Origin of the sequence: Variovorax sp. SG517, assembly GCF_013376045.1 — a bacterium.
In the GTDB taxonomy this organism is placed as follows: domain Bacteria; phylum Pseudomonadota; class Gammaproteobacteria; order Burkholderiales; family Burkholderiaceae_C; genus Variovorax.
The window spans coordinates 678,072-702,272 of the sequence record NZ_JABMJG010000002.1 but is presented as its reverse complement, the minus strand read 5'-3'; the positions used below and the strand labels follow the sequence as shown (position 1 = coordinate 702,272).

At 68.4% G+C, this 24,201-nt stretch carries 23 protein-coding genes; 15 read left to right on the top strand and 8 right to left on the bottom strand.

The features are described 5' to 3' along the window. The first annotated feature begins 1 nt into the window (after position 1). Genes FHT32_RS08735 through fabG form a run of 4 tightly spaced genes read left to right on the top strand, consistent with a single transcriptional unit; the run spans position 2 to position 2,791 of the window. The gene (locus FHT32_RS08735; RefSeq protein WP_176664230.1) at positions 2-823 is read left to right on the top strand and encodes a polysaccharide deacetylase family protein; all 822 of its coding nucleotides are present in this window, start codon (positions 2-4) and stop codon (positions 821-823) included. After that, complete coding sequence (locus FHT32_RS08730) at positions 820-1,590, top strand: class I SAM-dependent methyltransferase (protein WP_176664229.1); 771 nt, start codon at positions 820-822, stop codon at positions 1,588-1,590. Before FHT32_RS08735 ends, FHT32_RS08730 begins: the two co-directional genes overlap by 4 nt. Then, positions 1,587-2,063: a hydroxymyristoyl-ACP dehydratase gene (locus tag FHT32_RS08725; protein ID WP_176664228.1), complete on the top strand. Its 477-nt coding sequence runs from the start codon at positions 1,587-1,589 to the stop codon at positions 2,061-2,063. Before FHT32_RS08730 ends, FHT32_RS08725 begins: the two co-directional genes overlap by 4 nt. Continuing rightward, positions 2,060-2,791 (top strand): 3-oxoacyl-ACP reductase FabG, encoded by a 732-nt coding sequence (fabG, locus tag FHT32_RS08720; protein ID WP_176664227.1) that lies wholly within the window; start codon positions 2,060-2,062, stop codon positions 2,789-2,791. Before FHT32_RS08725 ends, fabG begins: the two co-directional genes overlap by 4 nt. A 16-nt stretch (positions 2,792-2,807) precedes the next feature. Here fabG and FHT32_RS08715 read toward each other — a convergent pair whose 3' ends face one another. Genes FHT32_RS08715 through FHT32_RS08700 form a run of 4 tightly spaced genes read right to left on the bottom strand, consistent with a single transcriptional unit; the run spans position 2,808 to position 5,989 of the window. Further along, on the bottom strand, positions 2,808-3,500 hold the full coding sequence (locus FHT32_RS08715) for a mobilization protein (protein ID WP_176664226.1): 693 nt from the start codon (positions 3,498-3,500) through the stop codon (positions 2,808-2,810). A 51-nt stretch (positions 3,501-3,551) separates the two neighbouring features. Further along, positions 3,552-4,868: a type II toxin-antitoxin system HipA family toxin gene (locus tag FHT32_RS08710; protein ID WP_176664225.1), complete on the bottom strand. Its 1,317-nt coding sequence runs from the start codon at positions 4,866-4,868 to the stop codon at positions 3,552-3,554. Continuing rightward, positions 4,865-5,179, bottom strand: coding sequence for a helix-turn-helix domain-containing protein (locus FHT32_RS08705; RefSeq protein ID WP_176664224.1), 315 nt, complete (start codon positions 5,177-5,179; stop codon positions 4,865-4,867). Before FHT32_RS08705 ends, FHT32_RS08710 begins: the two co-directional genes overlap by 4 nt. 51 nt (positions 5,180-5,230) lie before the next feature. Then, positions 5,231-5,989, bottom strand: a complete 759-nt coding sequence (locus tag FHT32_RS08700) for a hypothetical protein (RefSeq protein WP_176664223.1) — start codon at positions 5,987-5,989, stop codon at positions 5,231-5,233. Positions 5,990-6,103: 114 nt separating this feature from the next. Here FHT32_RS08700 and smc point away from each other — a divergent pair, with 114 nt between their 5' ends. The 5 genes from smc to def all read left to right on the top strand — a co-directional run bounded on the left by smc (position 6,104) and on the right by def (position 13,986). Next, complete coding sequence (gene smc, locus FHT32_RS08695; RefSeq protein ID WP_176664222.1) at positions 6,104-9,619, top strand: chromosome segregation protein SMC; 3,516 nt, start codon at positions 6,104-6,106, stop codon at positions 9,617-9,619. A gap of 18 nt (positions 9,620-9,637) precedes the next feature. Then, positions 9,638-10,741 (top strand): cell division protein ZipA C-terminal FtsZ-binding domain-containing protein, encoded by a 1,104-nt coding sequence (locus FHT32_RS08690; RefSeq protein WP_176664221.1) that lies wholly within the window; start codon positions 9,638-9,640, stop codon positions 10,739-10,741. 25 nt (positions 10,742-10,766) lie between these two features. After that, positions 10,767-12,854, top strand: coding sequence for an NAD-dependent DNA ligase LigA (ligA, locus tag FHT32_RS08685; protein WP_176664220.1), 2,088 nt, complete (start codon positions 10,767-10,769; stop codon positions 12,852-12,854). Between the two features lie 130 nt (positions 12,855-12,984). After that, positions 12,985-13,401 (top strand): hypothetical protein, encoded by a 417-nt coding sequence (locus FHT32_RS08680; protein ID WP_176664219.1) that lies wholly within the window; start codon positions 12,985-12,987, stop codon positions 13,399-13,401. Positions 13,402-13,446: 45 nt separating this feature from the next. Beyond that, positions 13,447-13,986 (top strand): peptide deformylase, encoded by a 540-nt coding sequence (gene def / locus FHT32_RS08675; RefSeq protein ID WP_176664218.1) that lies wholly within the window; start codon positions 13,447-13,449, stop codon positions 13,984-13,986. 6 nt (positions 13,987-13,992) lie between these two features. Here the strand turns inward: def and FHT32_RS08670 are convergent, their stop codons facing one another. Next, positions 13,993-14,388, bottom strand: coding sequence for a DoxX family protein (locus FHT32_RS08670; protein ID WP_176664217.1), 396 nt, complete (start codon positions 14,386-14,388; stop codon positions 13,993-13,995). Between the two features lie 173 nt (positions 14,389-14,561). On the opposite strand from FHT32_RS08670, the gene FHT32_RS08665 reads away from it, so the two are divergent. From FHT32_RS08665 to FHT32_RS08650, 4 genes are all read left to right on the top strand, one after another. After that, complete coding sequence (locus FHT32_RS08665) at positions 14,562-15,596, top strand: amino acid ABC transporter substrate-binding protein (RefSeq protein WP_176664377.1); 1,035 nt, start codon at positions 14,562-14,564, stop codon at positions 15,594-15,596. A 124-nt stretch (positions 15,597-15,720) separates the two neighbouring features. Then, the gene (locus tag FHT32_RS08660; protein ID WP_176664216.1) at positions 15,721-16,725 is read left to right on the top strand and encodes an amino acid ABC transporter permease; all 1,005 of its coding nucleotides are present in this window, start codon (positions 15,721-15,723) and stop codon (positions 16,723-16,725) included. Next, complete coding sequence (locus tag FHT32_RS08655; RefSeq protein ID WP_176664215.1) at positions 16,722-17,780, top strand: amino acid ABC transporter permease; 1,059 nt, start codon at positions 16,722-16,724, stop codon at positions 17,778-17,780. Before FHT32_RS08660 ends, FHT32_RS08655 begins: the two co-directional genes overlap by 4 nt. A gap of 273 nt (positions 17,781-18,053) precedes the next feature. After that, a complete protein-coding gene (locus tag FHT32_RS08650) occupies positions 18,054-19,415 on the top strand; it encodes a homoserine dehydrogenase (protein ID WP_176664214.1) in 1,362 nt (453 codons plus the stop codon). 3 nt (positions 19,416-19,418) lie between these two features. Here FHT32_RS08650 and FHT32_RS08645 read toward each other — a convergent pair whose 3' ends face one another. The 3 genes from FHT32_RS08645 to FHT32_RS08635 are packed head-to-tail and all read right to left on the bottom strand — an operon-like array spanning position 19,419 to position 22,153. Further along, the gene (locus tag FHT32_RS08645) at positions 19,419-19,817 is read right to left on the bottom strand and encodes a PPC domain-containing DNA-binding protein (RefSeq protein WP_176664213.1); all 399 of its coding nucleotides are present in this window, start codon (positions 19,815-19,817) and stop codon (positions 19,419-19,421) included. Between the two features lie 6 nt (positions 19,818-19,823). Further along, positions 19,824-21,479, bottom strand: a complete 1,656-nt coding sequence (gene pgm / locus FHT32_RS08640) for a phosphoglucomutase (alpha-D-glucose-1,6-bisphosphate-dependent) (protein ID WP_176664212.1) — start codon at positions 21,477-21,479, stop codon at positions 19,824-19,826. Then, complete coding sequence (locus tag FHT32_RS08635) at positions 21,476-22,153, bottom strand: HAD family hydrolase (RefSeq protein ID WP_176664211.1); 678 nt, start codon at positions 22,151-22,153, stop codon at positions 21,476-21,478. The genes pgm and FHT32_RS08635 overlap by 4 nt, the downstream gene beginning before the upstream one ends. A 188-nt stretch (positions 22,154-22,341) precedes the next feature. Here FHT32_RS08635 and FHT32_RS08630 point away from each other — a divergent pair, with 188 nt between their 5' ends. Then, positions 22,342-22,698, top strand: a complete 357-nt coding sequence (locus tag FHT32_RS08630; RefSeq protein ID WP_176664210.1) for a hypothetical protein — start codon at positions 22,342-22,344, stop codon at positions 22,696-22,698. 171 nt (positions 22,699-22,869) lie between these two features. Next, positions 22,870-24,192 (top strand): bifunctional diguanylate cyclase/phosphodiesterase, encoded by a 1,323-nt coding sequence (locus FHT32_RS08625; protein ID WP_256098924.1) that lies wholly within the window; start codon positions 22,870-22,872, stop codon positions 24,190-24,192. Positions 24,193-24,201 lie beyond the last annotated feature (9 nt).

The window sequence follows — 24,201 nt, the reverse complement described above, 5'->3', positions numbered from 1 at the left end:
CATGTCTTCCGTGCCTGCATCCACCGAATCCTGGCCCTGGCCGCCGGCCATCCGCGCCAGTGCCGCATGGCACGTCGCCGCCATCGGCGCGGGCGTGCTGGTGCCGGGCGCCTTGCCCTGGGCCGTCGGCGCGATCGTGCTGAACCACGCGCTGATCACTGGCGCCGGCCTCACGCCGCGCAGCAGCCTGCTGGGCCCCAACGTCACCCGCCTGCCCGAGGCGGCCGCGGCGCGCCGCGAGGTCGCCATCACCATCGACGACGGCCCGGAGCCCGAAGTCACGCCGCGCGTGCTCGACCTGCTCGACGCCCACGGACAGCGCGCCACCTTCTTCTGCATCGCCGAGCGGGTGCTGGCGCAGCCGGCGCTGGCGCGCGAGATCGTCGCGCGCGGCCACAGCATCCAGAACCACACGGCGCGGCACCGGCACAATTTTTCCTTCCTCGGGCCGCGCGGTTTCGCCGCCGAGATCGCGCGGGCGCAGGACATCCTCGCCGACGTCACCGGCCAGCGCCCGACCTGCTTCCGCGCGCCGGCCGGCCTGCGCAACCCTTTCCTCGAACCCGTGCTGCACCGCCTCGGCCTCTCACTCGTGAGCTGGACGCGGCGCGGCTTCGACACCCGCGAAGGCGACGCCGCCAAGGTGATGGCGCGCCTGAGCCGCAACCTGCAGGCGCGCGACATCCTGTTGCTGCACGACGGCAACGCCGCGCGCACCGCCGCGGGACAACCTGTTTTGCTGGAGGTATTGCCCTTGTTGCTCGAACGCCTGCGCGCCGATGGATTGCGCGCCGTGACCCTGCCCGAAGGCCTGAAGCCATGAGCGCGGTGATGTCGTCTTCGTCGTCGACCGAGACTGCCTGGCGCGAGTTGCACGAGGCCGCGACCATCCCCTACAAGAAGAGCGGCAGCTTCGCCTGGCACTTCGCGCGCGGCAAGCTGGGGCGCGACCCGGTGTTCCGCGGGCTGCTCGAACGCAGGCTGTTCGGCGAGCAGCACCAGCGCGTGGTCGATATCGGCTGCGGACAGGGCCTTTTCGCGAGCCTGCTGGCCTCGATGAGTGCGATGCAGAAGCAGGGCCGCTGGCCGGCGTCGTGGGCAGCCACGCCGCACGGCGCCGACTACACCGGCATCGAGCTGATGCCGAAGGACGTGGCGCGCGCCGAAGCCTCCATCGGCCACCTGGAGCCCGCGCCCCGGCTGGTCTGCGCCGACATGTGCAAGGCCGAGCTGCCCGACTGCGATCTCGTCGTGATCCTCGACGTGCTGCATTACGTGAACCTCGAAGCGCAGGAGGGCGTGCTGCTGCGCGTGCGCGACGCGCTTCGCCGTGGCGGCAATCCGCACGCCCGGCTGCTGCTGCGCGTGGGCGATGCGTCCAGCCGGCGCGGCTTCGCCATCAGCCAGTGGGTGGACCGCACGGTCACGCGCATCCGCGGCCACAAGGTCTCGCCGACCTGGGGGCGGACGCTGGCCGAATGGACGGCGGTGCTGGACAGCCTGGGCTTCCGCGTGCAGAGCATTCCGATGAGCGAGGGCACTCCCTTCGCCAACGTGCTGCTGGTGGCCGACCTGGAGCCGGCTGCTTGACCGCCCCGCAGACGCTCGACCGCGCGGGCATCGCCCGGCGCATTCCGCACAGCGGCAGCATGTGCCTGCTGGAGCGGCTCGAGGGCTGGGACGCCGACACCATCCGCTGCAGCACCACCACCCATTCGCAGACCGACAACCCGCTGCGCACCGAAAGCGGTCTCCTGGCGCCGAACGCCATCGAATACGCCGCGCAGGCGATGGCCCTGCACGGCGGTTTACTGGCGGAAGAGGGCAGCGCGCCCTCGGCCGGTTTCCTCGCGAGCGCGCGCAACGTGAAGCTCGCGGTGGCGCGGCTGGACGACGTCGCCGGCGCCTTGCAGGTCGCGGCCCGGCGCCTGTCGGGCGACGACCGGCAGATCCTCTATGAATTCACGGTGAAGGCCGACGACGGCCGCATGCTGGCCGAAGGCCGTGCCGTGGTGGTCCTGAACACCCCGCTGGCAGCAGCAGAAAGCACGGCGACGCCATGAGTCTCGAAGGAAAACGCGCACTGATCACCGGTGCCAGCGGCGCGCTCGGCGCCGCCATGGCCGAGCGCCTGGCGCGCGACGGCGCCACGGTGCTGCTGCACGCCAACTCGCGGCCCGAAGCGGTCGAGCAACTGGCGGCATCGATTACGGCCGCTGGCGGCCAGGCCGAATGCCATGTCTTCGACCTGTGCAGCGACGAGGCCGCCGCTGCGGCATGCGCGCGCATCCTCGAAGGTGGGCCGGTGCAGATCCTCGTCAACAACGCGGGCGTGCACGACGACGCCGTGCTGCCGGGCATGCGCGCCGACCAGTGGCACAAGGTGATCGACGTGTCGCTCAACGGGTTTTTCCGCGTCACGCAGCCGCTGCTGCTGCCGATGATGCGCACGCGCTGGGGGCGCGTCCTGAACATCTCGTCGGTGGCGGCCATCGCGGGCAACCGCGGGCAGGTCAACTACGCCGCGGCCAAGGGGGCGCTGAACAGCGCGACCAAGGCGCTGTCGCTCGAAGTGGCCTCGCGCGGCGTGACGGTGAACGCCATCGCGCCGGGGATCATCTCCTCGCCGATGGCCGACGCGGTGTTCGACCCCGCCGTCATCAACCAGATGGTGCCGGTGAAGCGGGCCGGAACGCCGCAGGAAGTGGCGGCGCTGGCCTCGTTCCTCGCGAGCGAGGAAGCGGGCTACATCACGGGGCAGGTGATCTCGATCAACGGCGGGATGATCTGAAGCCCCGGCGAGGAACCTACAGCGGCAGCGTATCGAAGGCCGCGTAGGCCGTCGCCAGCCACGACTTCACGCGCTGGCGCTCCAGCAGCCCCAGCGCATGCGGCCCTTCGCGGTCGTTCACGGCCTTCCAGAAGCTGGTGTTCTGCGCGTCGATCTTGCGCATGCTCGCATCGTGCAGGCGGGGCAGGGCGATCACGCGGGCGCCGTTGGCCGTGGCCTTCGCGAGCGACTGCGAACCCAGCAGCATTCCGAAGTCGCTGCCACGCCCGTAGTTCTGCACCACGATGTAGTTGGGGCGGTTGCCGAAGGTGTCGATCAGCGTGCCGAGCAGGTCGGTCGAGTCCTTGCCGTCGTCCAGCACATGCCAGAAGTTGACGGTGACGCCGATTTCGGCGAACACCTCGAAGAGGTCGGATTCCTTGATCCAGCGCGCGAGCGGCGCCAGCGTCTGCGCCGCGAGGTCGACGATCACGCTCTGCTGCGGATTGGTCTCGAAGCCGTTGACGACCGTATCGAGCCCTTCGAAGCTGTCGACCACCACCGGCGAGGCGAAGCCTTCGTAGAAGCGGGTGAACGAGCTGTGCGAGCGGTCGGTGTCGAAGCCGGTGAAGGGCCGGCTGTGGTCGATGAAGTACTGGGCCAGCACGCGCGCGGTGACCGACTTGCCTACGCCGCCTTTTTCGCCGCCGATGAAATTGATGGAGCTCATGAGTTGCTGCTGCCTCGAATGGGTTGAGGAGGGGAGAAGGGCCGGATCATTCTAGGGGGCTGCTTTTTCTTTCGACTTGCTGCTTCTTGCAATGGTCCGCAGCAAGGAATGTTCCTGCAGACGCAGTTGCAGCCGCTTCTTCCACGGCGCGGGCAGCGTCGAGGCGTCGATCATCCCGGGCCACTGGCTGCGGGCGAGTCGTGCCGTATCGGCGATCAGCTGACGTACCAACGGCTCGTGCAGCCCTGTCGAAAAGCAGAAGGCGCGGATGCTGGCCGGGGTGAACATGGCAGTTCGCCGGGAAGCGGTGCCCGTGGCCGCGGGCAGGAGCGGCAGCGCATGTCCTTCGACGCCCTGCAGCGCTGCGTACGCAACGATGTCGTAGGCCGGCGCGAACCTCGGCGCAATCCCGTCGGCGTACAGCACGCCGAAGTTCTTGAGGTGTGCGTCGGGGTTGCCCAGCAGGTCGTTGACCACGAGGCGCCGCACGAGTTCGAGCACGGCTTGCTCGCCCAGCGACGGAAAGGCGCGCATCGCCAGCGCCATGTCGAGATAGCTGCCGCCATATTTGCGCATTGGGTCGATGGCCAGCACCTGCGCAAAATCCTCGAAGTGGATACGGCGTGCGCCGTCGCGGTCGAAGCGCGTGACCGCCAGGAATTCGGGTTCGTCGGGCAGCGCGTAGCTGTGCTCCGCCGCGATGGCCGAGAGCGGAGCGAGCTCTGCATGGCATACCTCGACGCCGGCCGCGGCAGCCATCTGCAGCGACAGCATTTCGAGCTGAGGCATGTGCGGCCTGCCTGCCACGGGCAGCTTGGCGATGACCCGGGTGCTCGCGCCGGCCCGCGTGCGGGCGACGTAGCGGCCACCCTGGCGGCGCAGGCCCAGCTTGGGTTGGACGCCCGAGACCGAAATGCCTTGCGGCATCGGCAGTTCGACCACCGACATCTCCAGCGCGTCCTGGTCCTGCGTGACGAGCCGCTGCAGCGTGCCCCGGTCCACCGACACCGGCCTGGCGCTCACTGCACCGGGCAGATCGCCGCCGCAGGCCGCGAGCAGCTCGAAATGGTCGTTCTCGTGGCAACCGCGCAGCTGCGCGATGTGGCTGCGCAGCACGCCCTCGGGCAGCAGGTTCTGGAAGAAGCTGGGCAGCAGGCCCCCCTGGGCGTTGAACAGCGGGTTCTTGACGTCGCTCCAAAGCGCCGACTGGGCGGCGGGATCGCTCGCGAGCATCGAGAGAGACAGCACCTCGGCCGGCGGGTTGGCGACCAGTTCGGGCTCCGCCACGAAGCGGCACAGGTCGGCGTACTGGAACAGTTTGCCGAAGCTGCGGCTTCCCAGGGAAATCTCGAGGATCTTGACGTTCATGGCGATCCCCGGCGCTTGGCGTAGGGAGGAGCCGGTGCCTGTGCCACCGCACGACCCACACGCGTCGTCACTGGCCTGTACCCGGGATCGGTTGTCGCCGTTTCGCCGAAGCCCTTGGGCGCAAGCTGCAATTCAAGCCCCAGTGCGTCGACCAATGCAAGAAGAGACGAAAGCTGCGGATTGCCCATCAGGCTCAGCGCGTTGCGCACGGAGCGATCGGTAAGACCGGAGCGCTGGGCGATTTCGGCATTCGAGAGGCCGGAGGCCTCGCGGCGTGCGATCAGGGCGTTGACGATTTCCTGCTTGTTCACGGAAACATATTACCGGATATATGGATTTTGGAAACATATTTCCAGGATGGTTCACTTGGGTACGAGCGTGAAAAGCGGCATGACCACCCCCATCACCCAGTTCTGCCCGAAGTCGAGTGCCGCCCGGCGGTACTTCTCGTCGGCCTGGGCCGCGAGCAGGTCGAGCCGTGCGACCACCTTCGACAGCTCGCGGTCGGCCACGAGGTTGCGGCCGCGGTCGCTGATCTCGGTGGCCAGCAGCAGTGGCTGGCCGTCGGGGCCGGTCTTGGAGGAGATGAGCCACAGCGAGATCTCGAAGTTGCGTGCGGCCCTGAAGCTGTTCTCGGCGTTGACGCCGTCGAGCATGGTCTGGTCCCAGGTGTCGCCGTTGGCTTGCTTGAGCATGGTGGCCCAGCCGTAGACCAGCGCCGCCACGCGGTCGCCCTGGTAGCCCTGCGGGGTGGTGTCGAAGGCCATGCGGATGGCGTCGATGCCGCTGGCGCCCTTGAGTTCGGGCAGGGGCGGTCCCTTGAGCACCGCGTCCCAGGAGCGCTGGATGGCTTCGTCCATGCTGGCCGCCGACTTTCGCCATTCGCGCGGGTTGCGCTTGTAGAGCGTGCTCTGCACCCGGCGCACCGACTGCAGGTTGTCGCGCAGCGACAGGTTGGCGATGCGGTTGGCGCCGGACTGCAGCCATTCCTGGTTGTTGTAGGGCTCGGCGCGCTCGGTGTCGCGCATCGACGAACAGCCTGCGGTGCCCAGCGCGACGGCCATGCCCGCCAGGAGGCAGGCCCATCGTGCGGCGAGGGGTGAAACCGGGGAATCGTGCATGCCCTGACGTTATCATCCACGGCTGGGGCGGCGGCCTGCTGCAAGCTGCGGGCCCGTGCAATTTTCCTTACAAATCAATACCTTGGCGGTACAGCCAAGGCAGGCCGACAAGTCGTGCGTCTTAATTCCATCAAGCTATCGGGCTTCAAGTCGTTCGCCGAACCCACCAACTTCATGCTGCCGGGCCAACTGGTGGGCGTTGTCGGGCCCAACGGTTGCGGCAAGTCGAACATCATGGATGCGGTGCGCTGGGTGCTCGGCGAATCGCGCGCCTCGGAGCTGCGCGGCGAGTCGATGCAGGACGTGATCTTCAACGGCACGACCACCCGCAAGCAGGCCAGCCGCTCGAGCGTGGAACTGGTGTTCGACAACGCCGACCATCGCGCCGGCGGCCAGTGGAACCAGTTCAGCGAGATCGCCGTGCGACGCGTGCTCACCCGCGACGGCACCAGCAGCTACTACATCAACAACCAGCCCGTGCGCCGCCGCGACGTGCAGGACGTGTTCCTGGGCACCGGCCTCGGCCCGCGTGCCTACGCCATCATCGGCCAGGGCACGATCAGCCGGATCATCGAATCCAAGCCCGAGGAACTGCGCCTCTTCCTCGAAGAGGCCGCCGGCGTCTCCAAGTACAAGGAGCGCCGCCGCGAAACCGAGAACCGCCTGGGCGACACGCGCGAGAACCTCACGCGGGTAGAGGACATCCTTCGCGAACTCAACGCCAACCTCGAGAAGCTCGAGAAGCAGGCCGAGGTGGCCGCGCGCTACAACGCGCTGCAGGGCGACGCCACGAAGAAGCAGCACCAGCTGTGGTTTCTCAAGCGCAGCGAGAGCAACGCAGACCAGGCCAAGATCAAGGCCGACTCCGAGCGCGCCATCAACGACCTCGAATCGCGCACGGCCGACCTGCGCCACATCGAGGCCGAGCTCGAAACCGTGCGCCAGGCGCACTACGGCGCCGGCGACCTGGTCAACCAGGCGCAGGGCAAGCTCTACGAGGCCAGCGCCGAAGTCGGCCGGCTCGAGGGCGAGATCCGCTTCGTGGTCGAGGGCCGCCAGCGCGTCGAGCAGCGCCTGATCCAGCTGCGCGAGCAGATGGGCCAATGGGGCCGCCGCCGCGAAGAGGCCGAGGCCGAGATCGAGACCCTGGCCGGCGCTGGCGTCGATGCAGAAGAGCAGGCCATCATGCTGGCCGCCCAGCTCGAGGAGCACGACGCGCGCATGCCCGATCTCGAAGAGGCTGTGCAGCGCGCGCAGGACGAGGCGAATGCCCAGCGCACGACCGTGTCGCAGGTGCAGCAGCAGATCCAGGTGCTGGCCGCCGACCAGCGCAACATCGAGGAACAGAGCCGCCAGCTCACCATGCGCAGCGAACGTCTGCGCGCCGACCAGAACGCGCTGGCCGCGCCCGACGAAGCGCGCCTGCTCGAAATGCAGGAGCAGCACGCGATGGCGCAGGAGGCCGCGAGCGAAGCCGACGCGCGCCTGCAGGAGCTGCAGGAAGCCGTGCCGCAGCTCGACGACGACCGCCGCGCGAAGCAACTGGCCGTCAACACCGAAGGTGCCCGCCATGCCGAGTTCTCGGCCCGCCTCGAGGCGTTGCGCGCGCTGCAGGAAAAGGTCAAGACCGACGGCAAGCTGGCCCCCTGGCTCGCCAAACACGGCCTCGACGGCCTGCAAGGCCTGTGGAGCCGCATCCACATCGAACAGGGCTGGGAGAACGCGCTCGAAGCCGCGCTGCGCGAGCGCCTGGGTGCGCTCGAGGTCAGCCGGCTGGAAATGGTGCGCGCCTTCGGCAATGACGCGCCGCCAGCCAAGCTGGCCTTCTACAGCCCGCCGACTGCAGCCGTGCCCGAGGGCTCGGCAACGCTGCCGCGCCTTTCGAGCCTGCTCCGGTTGAACGACGCGGGGCAACAGGCCCTGCTGAATGACTGGCTGCACGGCTGCTACACCGCCGACAGCTTCGAGGAAGCACTGGCCCAGCGCGGTTCTCTGCAGCCGGGCGAGGTCATCTATGTGCGCAGCGGCCATGCCGTTTCCGCGCACAGCGTCAACTTCTACGCGCCCGATTCCGAGCAGGCAGGCCTGCTGGCCCGCCAGCAGGAAATGGAAAACCTGGAGCGCCAGCTGCGCGCCCAGACGCTCATCACCGAGGAAGCGCGCACTGCGCTGGTCCGCGCCGAAGCCGCCTATGCGGATGCGGCTTCGCGCCTCGTCACGGCCCGGCGCGAAGCCGCCGAGACCCAGTCGCGCGCGCACGAACTGCAGGTCGAGACGCTGCGCATGACGCAGCTCGCCGAGCAGACCCGCGCCCGCAGCCAGCAGCTGGCCGCCGACCTCGGCGAAGTCGACGCGCAGCTCGAGGAACTGCAGGAAAGGCGCATCGCAGCCGAAGGCCGCTTCGAGGAACTCGACATGCAGCTGGCCGACAGCCAGGAACGCCATGCCGAACTCGACGAGCGCGTGATCGAAGCCAACCGCGCGCTGGCCGCGAGCCGCGAGCAGCATCGCAGCCTCGAACGCCAGGCGCAGGAGGCCACCTTCTCGCAGCGCACCCTCGAAGCCCGCCGCGCGGAGCTCAACCGCTCCATCGAGACCGCCGCGCAGCAGACAGTGGCGCTCACCGACGAAGACGAGCGCGCCCGCGCCGAGCTGAGCCGCCTGTCCGACGCCGCGGCCCAGGCCGGCCTGCAGGACGCGCTGGCGCTCAAGCTCGAACGCGAGGCCGCGCTGGGCGCGGCGCGCAGCCAGTACGACGACCTCACGCTCAAGCTGCGCGCCAGCGACGAGCGACGCCTGCAGCTCGAGCGCGAGCTCGACCCGCTGCGCCAGCGCATCACCGAGTTCCAGCTGAAGGAACAGGCCGCGCGCCTGGGCGTCGAGCAATACCAGCAGCTGCTCGACGACGCCGGCGCCGATCTCGAAGCCGTCGAGCAGTCGATCGAGGCCGAGAAGGTGAAGCTCACCGGGCTGCAGAGCGAAATCGACCGCCTCAACCGCGAGGTGGTCGCGCTCGGCGCGGTGAACCTTGCCGCGCTCGACGAACTCGCCATCGCGAGCGAGCGCAAGACCTTCCTCGACGCCCAGTCGGCCGACCTGAACGAGGCCATCGGCACGCTGGAAGACGCCATCCGCAAGATCGACGCCGAGACGCGCGACCTGCTGGGCGGCACCTTCAAGATCGTCAACGAGCACTTCAGCCGCATGTTCCCGGAGCTCTTCGGCGGCGGCAATGCCAAGCTCATGATGACCGGCGACGAGATCCTCGATTCCGGCGTGCAGGTGATGGCGCAGCCTCCCGGCAAGAAGAACCAGACCATCCACCTGCTGTCGGGCGGCGAGAAGGCGCTCACGGCCATCGCGCTCGTGTTCGCCATCTTCCAGCTGAACCCGGCGCCTTTCTGTTTGCTCGACGAAGTGGACGCGCCGCTGGACGACGCCAACACCGAGCGCTATGCCAAACTCGTCTCCGCCATGAGCCGCGAAACCCAGTTCCTCTTCATCAGCCACAACAAGATCGCCATGGAAATGGCCGAACAGCTGATCGGCGTGACGATGCAGGAGCAGGGCGTCTCGCGCATCGTGGCGGTCGACATGGAGTCGGCGGTGTCCATGGTCGAAGCCGCATAAGCCGGGCGGCAACGATCCATGAGCAATCTCACACTCGCCCTGGCAATCTTCGGCGGCCTCGTTCTCGCGGCCGTTGTCGGCTACGAGGCCATGATGTCGCGCCGCAATGCGCCGCGGCAACCCGACGCGGTCGATGTCGCGCTCGACGAGGCCGAGCGCGCGCTGGCCGCAGGCGCCGACGACGTGGAGCCGGTGCTTCATGTCGATCCGAACAAGGTGCAGGTCGCCGACCGGCATGAGCCGCTGTTCGACCCCGACCTCCCGGCGCCCAGTGGCGTACCTGTGCCCACGGCCGAGCGCCGCGGCGGGCTCGATCCGCTGATCGACGTGATCGCGCCGATCTCGCTCGACGGCCTGGCCTCGGGCGATGCCGCCATCGCCGCGATGCCCTCGACCCGCCGAGCCGGCAGCAAGCCGGTGGCCATCGAGGGCCTGAACGAGCACACGGGCCAGTGGGAGCCTCCCGTTCCCGGCCAGCGCTACAGCGCCTTCCAGGTTGGCGTGCAACTGGCCAACCGCACGGGCGCGCTCAACGAGATCGAATATTCCGAGTTCGTGGTCAAGGCCCAGGCCTTCGCCGACGCGGTCAACGGTGCTCCCGAATTCCCCGAGATGCTCGACGAAGTGGCCCGTGCCCGCGAGCTCGACCAGTTCGCCAGCGCGCACGATGCGCAGCTGAGCTTCGTGCTGCGTGCGCTGCATGCGGCCTGGAGCCCCGGCTACGTGCAGCAGAACGCCGCGCGGCTGGGCTTCGTGGCAGGCATCATTCCCGGGCGCATGGTGCTGCCGGCCAGCGAGGCCGGTCTGCCGCCGATCCTCGGGCTGGCCTTCGACACCCAGGCCGCACTGGCCGACGACCCGGCCCAGTCGGCCATCCGCGAGCTCAGCCTGAGTCTGGACGTGCCGCAGGTCGACCGTGCCGAGGAGCCTTTCCGCCGCATGCGCGAAGCCGCCGCCACGCTGGCGCGCGAGATGGACGGCGTGGTCACCGACAGCGACGGCCAGCTGCTGCGCGACGAGACCATGGACGTCATCGGCGCCGACCTCGAACAGCTCTACGACACGCTCGACGGGCGCGACCTTGCCGCGGGTTCTCCGCTGGCGCGGCGACTCTTCAGCTGATTTCGATTCCTCCCCGGGAGACACCATGACGACGCGCGACGAAGCGGCACGCGAAGCCGCCGCACTGAGCGAACAGCTCCACAGGCACGCCCATCTCTACTACGTGCTCGACGCGCCCGAGCTGCCGGACGCGGAGTACGACAAGCTCTTCCAGCGCCTGCAGGCCATCGAGGCCGAGTTTCCCGATCTGCGCACGCCCGATTCGCCGACCCAGCGCGTGGGCGGCAAGGTGCTCGACGGCTTCGTGAAGGTGCGCCACAAGGTGCCGATGCTGTCGATCCGCACCGAGACCGACATCACGCCCGGCGGCGCGAGCGCTTTCGATGCGCGCGTGCGCCGGGAACTGGGCCTGGCCGAGGACGGGCCGCAGGTCAGCTACGTCTGCGAGCTGAAGTTCGACGGCCTCGCCATGAACCTGCGCTACGAGAACGGCGTGCTGGTGCAAGCCGCGACGCGCGGCGACGGCGAGGTGGGCGAGGACGTCACGCAGAACATTCGCACCGTTCGCGAGATTCCGTTGCGGCTCAACGGCAAGGCGCCGCCGGTGGTCGAGGTACGCGGCGAGGTCTACATGAAGCGCGCGGACTTCGACGCGCTCAACGAGCGCCAGCGCCAGAAGATCGCGGAAGGGCAGAAGAACGAGAAGGTGTTCGTCAATCCGCGAAACGCGGCGGCCGGTGCGGTGCGCCAGCTCGATCCGGCGATTGCCGCGGCGCGGCCGCTGAGCTTCTTTGCCTACGGGCTGGGCGAGGTCACGCCCGCAGCCGAGGGCGGGCCCGAGTGGCCCACGCAGTTCGACTGGCTGCAGCAGTTCCACGAATGGGGCTTCCCGGTCGCCACGCAGACGGCACGTGCCACCGGTGCTATCGAACTCATAGCGTTCCACGAGAACATCGGCCGCCAGCGCGATGCCTTGCCGTACGACATCGACGGTGTGGTCTACAAGGTCGACAGCATCGAGCTGCAGCGGCAGCTGGGCTTCGTCTCGCGCGAGCCGCGCTGGGCCGTGGCCCACAAGTACCCGGCGCAGGAGCAGCTGACCGAGGTGGTCGGCATCGAGATCCAGGTCGGACGCACCGGCAAGCTCACACCGGTGGCGAAGCTGGCGCCGGTGTTCGTCGGCGGCGTGACGGTGACCAACGCCACGCTGCACAACGAGGACGAGGCCCGCCGCAAGGATGTGCGCGTGGGCGACACGGTGATCGTGCGCCGCGCCGGAGACGTGATTCCCGAAGTGGTCGGCGTCGCGCCTGAAAGCCTGGCCAAGCCCGACGACCAGCGCGGCGCGGTCTTCACGATGCCGCACAAGTGCCCGGTCTGCGGCTCGGAGGCGGTGCGCGAGGAGGGCGAGGTCGACTATCGCTGCACGGGCGGCCTGTTCTGCGCGGCGCAGCGCAAGGAGGCCATCCTGCATTTCGCGGCGCGGCGCGCGGTGGATGTCGACGGGCTCGGCGACAAGCTGGTCGAGCAGCTCGTGGATTCGAACCTGATCCGCACCTTGCCCGATCTCTACAAGCTGGGCTTCACCACGCTGGCGGGGCTGGATCGCATGGCGGAGAAGTCGGCGAAGAACCTCGTCGATGCGCTGGAGGCCTCGAAGAGGACCACGCTGCCGCGCTTCCTGTTCGGCCTGGGTATCCGGCACGTGGGCGAGTCGACCGCGAAGGACCTGGCCAAGCACTTCGGCAAGCTGGATGCGATCATGGACGCGACCGAGGAGCAACTGCTCGAGGTGAACGACGTCGGTCCGGTGGTGGCGCAGAGCCTGCGCACCTTCTTCGACCAGCCGCACAACCGCGAGGTGGTCGAGCAGCTGCGCGCCTGCGGGCTGACGTGGGAAGAGGGCGAGCCGGCGGCCAGGGCGCCGAAGCCGCTGGCGGGCCTGACCTTCGTGATCACCGGTACCCTTCCTACGCTGAGCCGCGACGAGGCGAAGGATAAATTGGAGGCGGCCGGCGCGAAGGTGTCCGGTTCTGTCAGCAAGAAGACCCACTACCTGGTGGCCGGCGAAGAGGCCGGGAGCAAGCTCGAGAAGGCGCGCGAAGCCGGCGTGGAGATCATCGACGAGGCGCGTATGCTGGAGATCCTCGCCAACGGCGTTCCGGCGGCCTGAACGGGGCGCAGTCGGCAACGGCGGCGGCCGGTCCTCTTTACCGGCCGTTACGCGACTTCATCGGAGCGCAGTCAACAGGGTCTAAAACCTGGCGTTGAAAGCTAATTGAAGGCCACAAGGAGAGTCCCTCATGAAAAGAATTCGAGTTCTCGGTGCCTGTGCAGCAGTCGGCGGCATCGTGCTGCTGTCGGGCTGCGTGGGCGTGCCCGCCGATCCCTACTACGGCGGAGGCTATGGCGGGGGCTATTCGTCGGGGCCTTACTACAGCGAACCGGCGCCCGTGGTGGTGCCGGCACCTGTCTACATCAACGGCGGCGGCTACTACGAGCGTCGCCCGCGCTATTACGACAGGCCTTACTACGACCGCCCGGCCTATCCGACGCGCCCGCCTGTCTGGGGTGGCGGTGGCCGTCCAGTGGCGCCGCCCGTGGTGGTGCCGCCGCGTCCGCCCATCGCCGGCGGCGGTCCGGGCTCCATCCCGACCCCACCGCGCGGCAACGCACGACTCTGGACTTCGCCCGACTCGAAGACCCAGACCCCTCCCTGATCCCTTCAGGCTCGGAGGTTGCGAAGCCATCGTGATAATCCCGCCATGGCCATCCGCGAAATCCTGAAAATGGGCGACCCACGGCTGCTGCGCATCGCGCTGCCGGTCGCCGCCTTCGACACCGACGAACTGCACATGCTGGTGCGCGACATGTTCGAGACCATGCATGCGGTCAATGGCGCCGGTCTTGCTGCGCCGCAGATCGGGGTCGACCAGCAACTGGTGATCTTCGGCACCGATGTCGTGAACCCCCGCTACCCCGACGCGCCGCCAGTGCCGCGCACCGTGCTGCTGAACCCCGTCATCACGCCGCTGAACGACGAGGAAGAGGAGGGCTGGGAAGGCTGCCTGTCGGTGCCGGGCCTGCGCGGCGTGGTGCCGCGCTTCGCCAACATCCGCTATACCGGGTTCGATCCGTATGGCGATCCGATCGACCGGGTCGCCACCGGCTTCCATGCGCGCGTGGTGCAGCACGAGGTCGACCATCTCCTGGGCAAGCTCTATCCGATGAGGGTGCGCGATTTCTCGCGCTTCGGCTACACCGAGGTCCTGTTTCCGGGCCTCGATGCGGCCGACGACGACTGAGCCCGCTCAGTTGTACTTGCTGCTCAGCGCGAAGCGGCCGCCGCCCATGAAGGCGAGGCCGAGCGCCGCGGCAAGGAACATGCCCTGCAGTTCCAGCGCCCATCCGCCTTGCTTGCCCAGCGCGCCCAGTTCCTTGGTGTGGACCAGCGCGATCGCCACCAGCATGTTGATGGCCACGATCCAGGCGGCGGGACGCGTGTAGAGGCCGATGATCAGCAGCACGGGCGCCACCACTTCCCCGATGTAGACCAGGTAGGCCAGTGCTCCTGGCAGGCCATGCTGGGCCAGCATGCCCGAGATGAAGCCGACGCCGCCTTGCAGCTTGGCGATGCCATGCAGCAGGATCAGCACGCCAAGCGAAACGCGCAGGATGAACTTGCCGGTGTCGTCGGATTTGACCATTGTGTGGATTCCCATTGAGTGGTTGTTGAAGGGCCGTATGGTAGTGAACCCGCGGCGCTTCCAGCCAGCCCGCCGAGGTGCATATGCATCCAACCCGGAGTTCTTTGGCAGAGTCCGGCGTCGGCCCGTACACTGCCTTTTGCTTACCGTTGTTGATGAGGAGAACACCAATGATGAACAAACCCTTCCGGCCGGCGTTGCTCGCCGGCGCCTGCCTCGCCGCCCTGGCCTTTGCAACCCCCGCCTTCGCCGGCAAGACGCTCGATGCGGTCAAGCAGCGCGGCACCGTCAAGTGCGGCGTGACCAACGGCGTGGCCGGCTTCTCGGCGCCCGACACGCAGGGCAACTGGTCGGGCCTCGATGTCGACACCTGCCGCGCCATCGCGGCGGCCGTGCTCGGCGACGGCAAGAAGGTCGACTTCGTGCCGCTCAATTCGCAGCAGCGCTTCTCGGCCCTGCAGGCCGGCGAGATCGACATCCTCGCTCGCAACACGACCTGGACGCTCACGCGCGATGCCTCGCTGGGCTTCAACTTCACGACCATCACCTACTACGACGGCCAGGGCTTCCTGGTGCCCAAGAAGCTCAAGGTGACGAGCGCCAAGCAGCTGAAGAACGCCACCATTTGCACCCAGTCGGGCACCACCAACGAGAAGAACGTGTCGGACTACTTCCGCGCACAGGGCATTCCGGTGAAGACGGTGGTGTTCGAGAGCTTCGAGGCCTCGTTCAAGGCCTTCTTCTCGGGCCGCTGCCAGGCCTTCACGACTGATGCATCGGCGCTGGCCGGCCTGCGCAACAAGGAAGCGACCAACCCCGACGACTACATCATCCTGCCCGAGCTGATCTCCAAGGAGCCGCTGGCGCCGCTGGTGCGTCGCGGCGACGACGAGTGGTTCGCCATCGCCAAGTGGGTGCCCAACGCGCTCATCGAGGCAGAGGAATTCGGCGTCACGCAGGCCAATGCCGACGAGCTCAAGGCCAGCAGCAAGGACCCGGCACAGCAGCGCCTGCTCGGCTCCGGCGAAGACCTCGGCAAGCTGCTGGGCCTCGACAAGGACTGGTCCTTCCGCGCGATCAAGGCCGTGGGCAACTACGGCGAGATCTTCGAGCGCAACGTCGGGCCGAAGTCGGTGCTGAAGCTGCCCCGTGGCTCCAACAACCTGTGGAGCAAGGGCGGTCTGATCTACGCTCCCCCCGTGAGGTAAGGCCACCCCCAGGCTTCGCGCACTTCGTGTCGCTTCGCCAACCCCCTCGCCGGGGGCAACACCTGCGGCCCGGCGAAGCCGGTTCCGCGGTGTTCCTGGCATTGGATCGCTTCTCCACGACGCAATGACTATCCGTACAAGCGCTGTTCCTTCGTCATCGCGCGGGGTCTGGCTGGCATGGGCCGTCCAGGCCCTGCTGGTGCTGGCCGTGGTGGCCGGCGCGGTCTGGGTGGTTCACCATGCGCTCGAGGTGCTGCGCGCGCGCGGTGTGCGTTCGGGCTTCGACTTTCTCACCGAGCCCGCGGGCTTCTCCATCAGCGAAGGCTGGCTCGACTTCGACGCCAGCCAGCCGTTCTGGCGCGCCTTTCTCGCGGGGCTGATCAATACGGTGCGCGCGGCGGTGCCGGCGGCCATCTTCTCGGTGGTGCTGGGCACGCTGATCGGCATCGGCCGGCTGGCGCCGCACGTGCTGCTGCGCGGCATCTGCACCGCGTACGTCGAGCTGGTGCGCAACGTGCCGCTGCTGGTGCAGGTGCTGATGCTGGCCTTCGCGATGGCGAACCTGCTGCCCGACCCGACTGAGCCGGTGCGTTTGTTGCCGGGCGTGTGGCTGAGCAAGGGCGGCCTCAGCGTGCCGTGGCCGATGATGGGCGAGGGCGGCCTGCATTTCGAGCTTCCCGAGCGCGGTGATTTCGGCGTGAGCGGCGGCGCGGCGCTCAGCCCCGAGTACGTGACCATCGTGGCGGGCCTGAGTCTCTACTCGGCCGCTTTCGTGGCGGAGATCGTGCGCGCGGGCATCCTGTCGGTGCCGCAGGGGCAGGTGCTGGCGGGGCAGGCTCTGGGGCTTTCGCCGGTGCAGCAGTTGCGCATCGTCGTGCTGCCGCAGGCGCTGCGGGTGATCGTGCCTTCGCTCACCAACCAGATCCTGAGCCTCACCAAGAACTCGTCGCTGGCGGTGGCGGTGGGCTATCCGGAGCTGGTGTCGGTGGCCAACACCACCATCGGGACGAACGGACGGGCCTTCGAGTGCATCGCGATCATCATGGCGGTCTACCTTTCGCTGTCGCTGGTGATCTCCTTCGGCATGAACCGCTACAACGCGCGCGTTGCATTGCGGGGCTGGCGATGAGGGTCGCAGGGCGAGGGCAACCCGTCGAATGGCGCCGCGAGCTGTGGGGCTCCCCGCTGCGTTCGCTCGCCACGGTGCTGCTGCTGGCGCTGTTGATGTGGATCGGGTTCCACGTCGTCGAATGGGGCATCGTGCACGCGGTGTTCCGGCCCGACGCCGAGGCCTGCCGTGCGGTGCAGCATGGCGCCTGCTGGGGCGTGGTGGCCGAGAAGTGGCGGCCGATGCTGTTCGGGCGCTTCCCGTACGAGGAACAGTGGCGTCCGGCCGTCGCGGTCGTGGTGCTGTCGGCGGTGACGATGCTCAGCGCCTGGCCGCGCACTTGGCGCTGGTGGCTGGTGCCGCTGTGGATCGTCGCGCTGCTGCTCTTCGTGCTGCTGATGCGCGGCGGCGTGCTGGGCCTGAGCCATGTGCCCACGGGGCGCTGGGGCGGCCTGCCGCTGACCATCGGGCTAGCGGTGGTGGGGCTGGCGCTGGCATTTCCGCTGGCACTGCTGCTGGCGCTGGGGCGCCGGTCGGACTGGCCCGTGGTGCGTACGCTGAGCGCGAGCTACATCGAGCTGGTGCGCGGCGTGCCGCTGATCTCGGTGCTGTTCATGGCCTCGTTCCTGCTGCCGCTGCTGTGGCCCGCCGGATGGCAGCCCGACGTGCTGGTGCGGGTGCTCGCGGGGCTGGCGCTCTTCGTGGCGGCCTATCTCGCGGAGATCATCCGGGGCGGCTTGCAGGCCGTGCCGCGCGGGCAGACCGAAGTGGCGATGGCGCTGGGTTTCGGCCGCTGGCCGGTACAGCGCGACATCGTGCTGCCGCAGGCGCTACGCCTCGTCGTGCCCGCGCTCACCAACAACGTGGTCGGCACGCTGAAGGACACCTCGCTGGTCACCGTGGTCGGCCTCTTCGAGCTGACGGGCGCGCTGGGGCTGGCGCTGGGCGGCGACCCGACCTGGCGGCCGTTCTACCTCGAGGGCTATCTCTTCGTGGCCGCGGTGTACTGGGTGCTGTGCTTCGGTCTCTCGCGCTACAGCGTGTGGCTCGAAAAGCGGCTGTCGGCAGCGCCCTGAACCGGCCGCCTCCCGGCTCCTGTACACTCCGGGCCTTCTCATGTCGCGCCACAACCTCCACCCCGCATCCAACGCAGCCCTGATGGCTTGCATGATGCCGCCTGCCTCCGCGCAGGCGATGGTTGTTGCTCGAATGATTACCACCATTACCACCGCGGCCACCTGAGCACGCGCAGGTGGCCGTTCCGGCAGCCACCTGGTGTATCGCTCTCTCCCCGAACGAATGAACCCAGCTCTGGCAGCTGGGTTTTGTTTTTTCGTCAGGAGTTGTCCATGTACCGCGATCCCGTTGAATCCCTAGAGCCCTTGCACCACCGCCAGGCGGCCATTCGTACCTTGCGCGTGGGGATGATCGGCATCGGCACCGTGGGTTCGGGCACCTTCCGCGTGCTGGCGCGAAACCGTGCCGACATCGCGGCGCGGGCCGGCCGGTCGATAGAACTGGTGATGGTCGCCGCGCGCGACCTGGAGCGCGCCGCCAGCATCGTGGGAGAAAGCGTCGCGCTGACGGCCGACGCGATGCAGGTCGCCACGCATCCCGACGTCGACGTGGTGGTCGAAGTGGCCGGCGGCACCGGTCCGGCGCGCGACTGGGTGCTGGCCGCCATCGCGCACGGCAAGCACGTGGTCACGGCCAACAAGGCGCTGCTGGCCGTGCACGGCGCGGAGATTTTCGCGGCCGCGCGCGAGAAGGGCGTGATCGTGGCCTACGAAGGCGCGGTGGCCGTCAGCATCCCGATCATCAAGGCGCTGCGCGAAGGCCTTGCCGCCAACCGCATCGAATGGGTGGCCGGCATCATCAACGGCACCACCAACTTCATCCTGAGCAAGATGCGCGACGAGGGCCTGGACTTTGCCGCCGCGCTCGCGCAGGCGCAGGCGCTGGGCTATGCGGAGGCCGACCCTAGTTTCGATATCGAGGGCATCGACGCCGCCCACAAGCTGACCCTGCTGGCCGCCAACGCCTTCGGCATGCCGCTGCGTTTTGCCGATGCGCAGGTCGAGGGCATCACCGCGCTTCAGGGCGTGGACGTGGCCTGCGCCGAGCAACTGGGCCATCGCATCAAGCTGCTCGGCGTGGCGCGCCGGCAGGCGACCGGCGTCGAGTTGCGCGTGCAGCCGGTGCTCGTGCCGGCCACGCATCTGATGGCGCAGGTGAACGGCTCGATGAACGCCGTCATGGTGAAGAGCGACGCGGCCGGACTCACGATGTACTACGGCGCGGGCGCCGGCTCGGAGCAGACCGCTTCGGCCGTGATCGCCGACCTTGTGGACGTGGCGCGGCTCGACGGCGTGAATGCCGCGCAGCACGTGCCGCATCTCGGCGTCCACGCCCATGCGACGAATGCGCTTGCCGTGGTGCCGCGCGCAGCCGTCCACACCTCGCACTACCTGCGTGTGCCGGTGCATGCGGTCAATCAGATCCAGGCGATCGCCGCCAACCTCGCGGAGTGGAAAGTGCCGGTGCGCCAGGTCGCGCTGGCGGCCGAGCGGCCCGGCATGGGCCCGCAGGTGCTGGTGCTGACCGGCCCGGTGGAGCAGGGCACGCTCGACCTCGCCGTGCATGCCTTGCGGGCGCGCGCCGAAGTGGCGGGCGCGGTCACCACGCTGCGCGTGGAGTCGCTGGAAGGCTGAGCTTCAGGGCGTCGGGCGAGGGCTCAGCTCGGCGTAGCCGGTGAGCGGATCGTGCGTTCTCGCGAACTGCCAATCGGGCAGCAGGGCGACGAGGATCTCGGCCGTGGTCCGCACTGCGCACCCTGGCGTCGCATGTCCGCCGAAGACGCGGCCTTCGGCGTCCGACACGCTGATATGCAGATGCGAGCCGTCCGGAGACAGGCTGCCCGCGAGCGTGAGGATTTCCAGGTCGCCCTCGATGCGAGTCGGCGTCGGCGCGCCCGCGAACCGGATGTTCGCGCCGCTGAGGCTGCCGATGCCCGAGACGACGAAAGCCGCTTCGCTGCCGCTTCCGGCCAGGGCCGAGTCGAGCGACCCACGCAGGTCGTCGCCCGGATTCAGCCGCAGCACCAGCGTCCGCATGCGACTTCAGTTCCCTGCGAGCGCCCCGTCCACCACCTGCTGCGCCTCCTCGAGGATGCGCGCGAGATGTTCCTTGCCCTTGAAGCTCTCGCCGTAGATCTTGTAGATGTTCTCCGTGCCCGAAGGCCGCGCGGCGAACCAGCCGTTGGCCGTCACCACCTTCACGCCGCCAATGGCCGCGCCATTGCCCGGCGCATGGCTCAGCACTTCGACGATCTTGTCGCCGGCGAGCTCGGTCGAGCGGATCTGCTGCGGCGAGAGGCTCGACAACCGCTTCTTCTGCTCGACCGTGGCCGGCGCGTCCACCCGGTCGGACACCGGCCTGCCCAGCGCCTGCGTCAGCTCGGCATAGCGCTCGCCCGGGTCGCGCCCCGTGCGCGCGGCGATCTCGGCGGAGAGCAGGGCGGGCACCATGCCGTCCTTGTCGGTGGTCCATACCGAGCCGTCCTTGCGCAGGAAGGTCGCGCCCGCGCTCTCTTCGCCGCCGAAGGCCAGCGAGGCATCGACCAGCCCGTCGACGAACCACTTGAAGCCCACCGGCACTTCGTGCAGCCTGCGCCCGAGCCGGTTGGCGACGCGGTCGATCATCTGGCTACTGACCACGGTCTTGCCGATGGCCGCCTGGGCGGGCCACTGCGGGCGATGCGTGTAGAGGTAGTCGATCATCACCGCGAGATAGCTGTTGGGCTGCATCAGCCCGGTGCTGCCGGAGACGATGCCGTGGCGGTCGTGGTCGGTGTCGCAGGCGAAGGCGATGCCGAAGCGGTCCTTCAGCTCGATCAGCTTGTGCATGGCGTCTGGCGACGAGGGGTCCATGCGGATGCGGCCGTCCCAGTCGAGCGACATGAAGCGGAAGGTGGGGTCGACCTCGCGGCTGAGCACGTTCAGGCGCTTGAGCTTGTAGCGCTCTGCGATCGCGGGCCAGTAGCTCACGCCGGCGCCGCCCAGCGGATCGACGCCGAGGTCGAGGTTCACGTCGCGTATCGCGTCCATGTCGAGCACCTGCGCAAGGTCTTCGACGTAGGTGTTCAGGTAGTCGTGGCGGTGCGTGGTCGAGGCGCGCAGCGCCTGCGCGAGCGGCATGCGCTTCACGCCTTCGAGGCCGTTCGCGAGCATCCTGTTGGCCGCCGCCTCGACGGCGGAGGTGATGTCGGTGCCGGCCGGGCCGCCGTTGGGCGGGTTGTACTTGAAGCCGCCGCTCTCTGGCGGGTTGTGCGAGGGCGTGATGACGATGCCGTCGGCCAGGCCCGTGGTGCGGCCGCGGTTGTAGGCCAGGATCGCGTGCGACACGGCCGGCGTCGGCGTGTACTCGTCGTCCTTCGAGATCATCAGCTCGACGCCGTTGGCCGCCAGCACCTCGACCGCGCTGCCGAAGGCCGGCGTCGACAGCGCATGCGTGTCGATGCCCAGGAAGAGCGGGCCGTCGATGCCTTTCTGCCTGCGGTAGTCGCAGATGGCCTGGCTGATCGCCAGCACGTGCCATTCGTTGAAGGCGTCGTCGAAGGAGGAGCCGCGGTGTCCCGAGGTGCCGAAGGCCACGCGCTGCGCGGGCACCGACGGGTCGGGCCGGCCGGTGTAGTAGGCCGAGACCAGGCGCGGCACGTCGACCAGCAGTTCGATGGGTGCGGGCTGGCCCGCCAGAGGATTGCTTGCTTGGCTCATGTCGATGGGAAGTCGAAGTTGATGAGGTCCGAGATGCGCTCGACGGTGATGTCGGCGGGTGCGTAGGCAGCAATGGCCTGCGTGTCGAGCGCATAGTGCCCTTGCCGCACGAAGACCGTTGTAAGACGCGGTCCCCAGATGGCTTTCATGGCCGACAGGATGCGCAGCTTGTCGTCGATCATCACGTAGTGCCGCGCCGGGTGGAGCTGCTCGACCACATCGAGCATCTGCTCCTTGTGCACGTAGATCAGCACGCGGCCTTCGACGGCGTCCCACAGGCCCGAGCGCTGCACCTTGCGCGGCTGGAACACCACGTCGCCGTCCGACAGGATCACGGTGGGCCCGTGTCGGCTCAGGTGCTTCAGCGCTTCCAGCGCACCGGGGTAGAGCCTGTCGGCGAAGGGGTAGTCGATAAGAAAGTTCGACATCCGCAGAAGCCGCTGGTCGCTCATGCCCAGGCGGCTTTCCCCGGCGCGTAAGCGCTGCAGGGCGCCGAGGTAGTCGACGTAGCCGAGCTGGTCGCGCAGCTGCTCGAAGGCGACCCAGTAGCGGCTGGCTTCCTGCGCGCCGAAGGACTGTTCGAGGCGGGCGCGGAGGTCTGCGATGACCCCGTCGTTGTCGAGCAGCGTGTTGTCGACGTCGATCAGGAAAACGGTGGCAGGAGGTGATGTCATGGTTTGGAAGCCCACGGGCCTTGGCTGCGCGCCGCGTGCAGCATACGCCTCGGATGCGACGCCAGTCGGAGTCCGCGTGAATTAGTTGATGCTTCGCGCCTCGCTGGCTTAATCTGTGCCACAGGAGCGCCCCCGGAGTTGAATAAGCTTGCGCCAGCTTGGATCAGCTTGAAGAAGGAGCAAGAAAGATGCGCATCACGAACGGTCGATACCGGCCTGGTCTGTCGGCAGTGGCGTCGAGCCTGGGCCTGAGCCTCGTGCTGGCCGGCTGCCAGGCGCCCCCGGCCGACCGGCCCCTGTCGCCGGAAGTCCCGGAGCCCCCGGGCTTCGTCACGCCGCCGGAGGCGTGCCAGGCGGCATCCGTGCGATTCGGCCTGGGGCTGCGCATCAGCCAGCAACTGCTGGAGGAAATGCGCCAGCGCGCCGGTGCCCGGATGGCCCGCACCGTGCCGGCCACCGAGCCTGCCGATCCGGCGCAGGACATGATGCGGCTGAGCGTGCAGGTCGAGCCCACCGGCCGCGTGGTCGGTGCGTATTGCGGGTAGGGCCTCCCGGTGCCGCCCGGTGTTGCCTTTCTCGCCATAAGTGTTGTGCTGTTCACACATCGCCTGTAACAAATTTTCGCAGCAACAGGTGAAACAGTTCGAATTGGGAGAACAATAGTCCGCGACTTCCGGAGCCCCAGTCTTTTGTCGAACCAGCAACCTCCCGTCTCCTTGCCGTCGTACTACGACGGATCGGCCCGTCTTCCGCCGGATGAGGTGCTGCGCCCGTTGATGGCCGACTGGGCCCGCGTGGGCAAGCGCCTGGCCGCCGTCTGCTACATCGACGTCGACCGCTTTGCCGAATTGAACGAACGCCTGGGCATGGTGGCGGGCAATGCCGCCCTCGAGGAAGTGGCCCAGCGCATCAAGGCCGAGTTGCCGCGCGAGAGCGTGATGGCCCGCGTGGGCGGCGACGAGTTCGCGGCCCTGTTCGCCGGCCTCGGCGCCTCGCAGTGCGCCCAGGTGCTGGAGCGCATCCAGACCTCGCTGGCCGAACCCTGGGCCTGGCGCGGCCAGACGGCCAGCATCGACGCCAGCATCGGCGCGATGCTGCTCGACAGCAACGGCCCGCCCCCCGAGACCGCGCTGCGCCAGGCGCAGCACGCCGCCTTCTTCGCCAAGCGTGCAGCCGACGGCAAGGTGCACTACTTCGACGCTCCCAGGGCCCGCGCCGACGAGCAGGTGATCCGCGAGCGGCAGCGCATCCAGGAAGGCCTGCTGCAGGGCGAGTTCTTCCTGGTCTACCAGCCCAAGGTCGACATGCGGCGCGGCGTGGTGGTGGGCGTCGAGGCGCTCATCCGCTGGCAGCATCCCGAGCGCGGCTTGCTGCCGCCCGCGCAGTTCGTGCCGCTGATCGAGGACGACCAGCTGGTGGAGCAGGTCGGCGACTGGGCCATCGCCACGGCGTTGTGGCAGGCGCACCAGTGGCGCATGGCGGGCCTGCACATCTCCGTGAGCGTGAACGTGGCGCCGCGCCACATGATGCGCTGGGACTTCGTCGAGCGGCTGGCCCGGCACCTGGCGCAGTTTCCGAAGCAGGGCGAGGGCATGCTGGAACTCGAGATCCTCGAGACCACGGCGATCAGCCAGTTCGCGAACGTCGCGCTGTTCGTGGAGGCCTGCAAGATGCTGGGCGTGGGCGTCACCATCGACGACTTCGGCACCGGTTACTCGTCGCTCACCTACCTGCGGCAGCTGCCGGTGTCGACCGTGAAGATCGACCAGTCCTTCGTGCGCGGCATGCTCGACAACAGCCAGGACCGGGCCATCGTGCAGGGCATCATCGCGCTGCTCCACGCGCTGGGGCTCACGGCCGTGGCCGAGGGTGTAGAGACCGCGAAGCAGGGCGAGGCGCTGCTCTCCCTGGGCTGCACGCTGGCTCAGGGCTACGGAATCGCCAGGCCGATGGCGGCCAAGGACGTCGTGCAGTGGGTGGCGCAGTACGAGCAGGCGCCGCTCTGGGGGCGCGACGCGGCCGCGCTGCCCGCCGCCTGAACGCGCCCG

What these genes read in the sequence shown, in the direction of transcription:
- FHT32_RS08690 (WP_176664221.1), top strand. Translation starts at nt 9,638, where the DNA reads ATGAGCAATCTCACACTCGCCCTGGCAATCTTCGGCGGCCTCGTTCTC.
- FHT32_RS08645 (WP_176664213.1), bottom strand. Translation starts at nt 19,817, where the DNA reads ATGCGGACGCTGGTGCTGCGGCTGAATCCGGGCGACGACCTGCGTGGG.
- FHT32_RS08730 (WP_176664229.1), top strand. Translation starts at nt 820, where the DNA reads ATGAGCGCGGTGATGTCGTCTTCGTCGTCGACCGAGACTGCCTGGCGC.
- fabG (WP_176664227.1), top strand. Translation starts at nt 2,060, where the DNA reads ATGAGTCTCGAAGGAAAACGCGCACTGATCACCGGTGCCAGCGGCGCG.
- def (WP_176664218.1), top strand. Translation starts at nt 13,447, where the DNA reads ATGGCCATCCGCGAAATCCTGAAAATGGGCGACCCACGGCTGCTGCGC.
- FHT32_RS08735 (WP_176664230.1), top strand. Translation starts at nt 2, where the DNA reads ATGTCTTCCGTGCCTGCATCCACCGAATCCTGGCCCTGGCCGCCGGCC.
- pgm (WP_176664212.1), bottom strand. Translation starts at nt 21,479, where the DNA reads ATGAGCCAAGCAAGCAATCCTCTGGCGGGCCAGCCCGCACCCATCGAA.
- FHT32_RS08670 (WP_176664217.1), bottom strand. Translation starts at nt 14,388, where the DNA reads ATGGTCAAATCCGACGACACCGGCAAGTTCATCCTGCGCGTTTCGCTT.
- FHT32_RS08710 (WP_176664225.1), bottom strand. Translation starts at nt 4,868, where the DNA reads ATGAACGTCAAGATCCTCGAGATTTCCCTGGGAAGCCGCAGCTTCGGC.
- FHT32_RS08650 (WP_176664214.1), top strand. Translation starts at nt 18,054, where the DNA reads ATGTACCGCGATCCCGTTGAATCCCTAGAGCCCTTGCACCACCGCCAG.
- FHT32_RS08655 (WP_176664215.1), top strand. Translation starts at nt 16,722, where the DNA reads ATGAGGGTCGCAGGGCGAGGGCAACCCGTCGAATGGCGCCGCGAGCTG.
- ligA (WP_176664220.1), top strand. Translation starts at nt 10,767, where the DNA reads ATGACGACGCGCGACGAAGCGGCACGCGAAGCCGCCGCACTGAGCGAA.
- FHT32_RS08630 (WP_176664210.1), top strand. Translation starts at nt 22,342, where the DNA reads ATGCGCATCACGAACGGTCGATACCGGCCTGGTCTGTCGGCAGTGGCG.
- FHT32_RS08700 (WP_176664223.1), bottom strand. Translation starts at nt 5,989, where the DNA reads ATGCACGATTCCCCGGTTTCACCCCTCGCCGCACGATGGGCCTGCCTC.
- FHT32_RS08665 (WP_176664377.1), top strand. Translation starts at nt 14,562, where the DNA reads ATGAACAAACCCTTCCGGCCGGCGTTGCTCGCCGGCGCCTGCCTCGCC.
- FHT32_RS08660 (WP_176664216.1), top strand. Translation starts at nt 15,721, where the DNA reads ATGACTATCCGTACAAGCGCTGTTCCTTCGTCATCGCGCGGGGTCTGG.
- FHT32_RS08680 (WP_176664219.1), top strand. Translation starts at nt 12,985, where the DNA reads ATGAAAAGAATTCGAGTTCTCGGTGCCTGTGCAGCAGTCGGCGGCATC.
- FHT32_RS08715 (WP_176664226.1), bottom strand. Translation starts at nt 3,500, where the DNA reads ATGAGCTCCATCAATTTCATCGGCGGCGAAAAAGGCGGCGTAGGCAAG.
- FHT32_RS08635 (WP_176664211.1), bottom strand. Translation starts at nt 22,153, where the DNA reads ATGACATCACCTCCTGCCACCGTTTTCCTGATCGACGTCGACAACACG.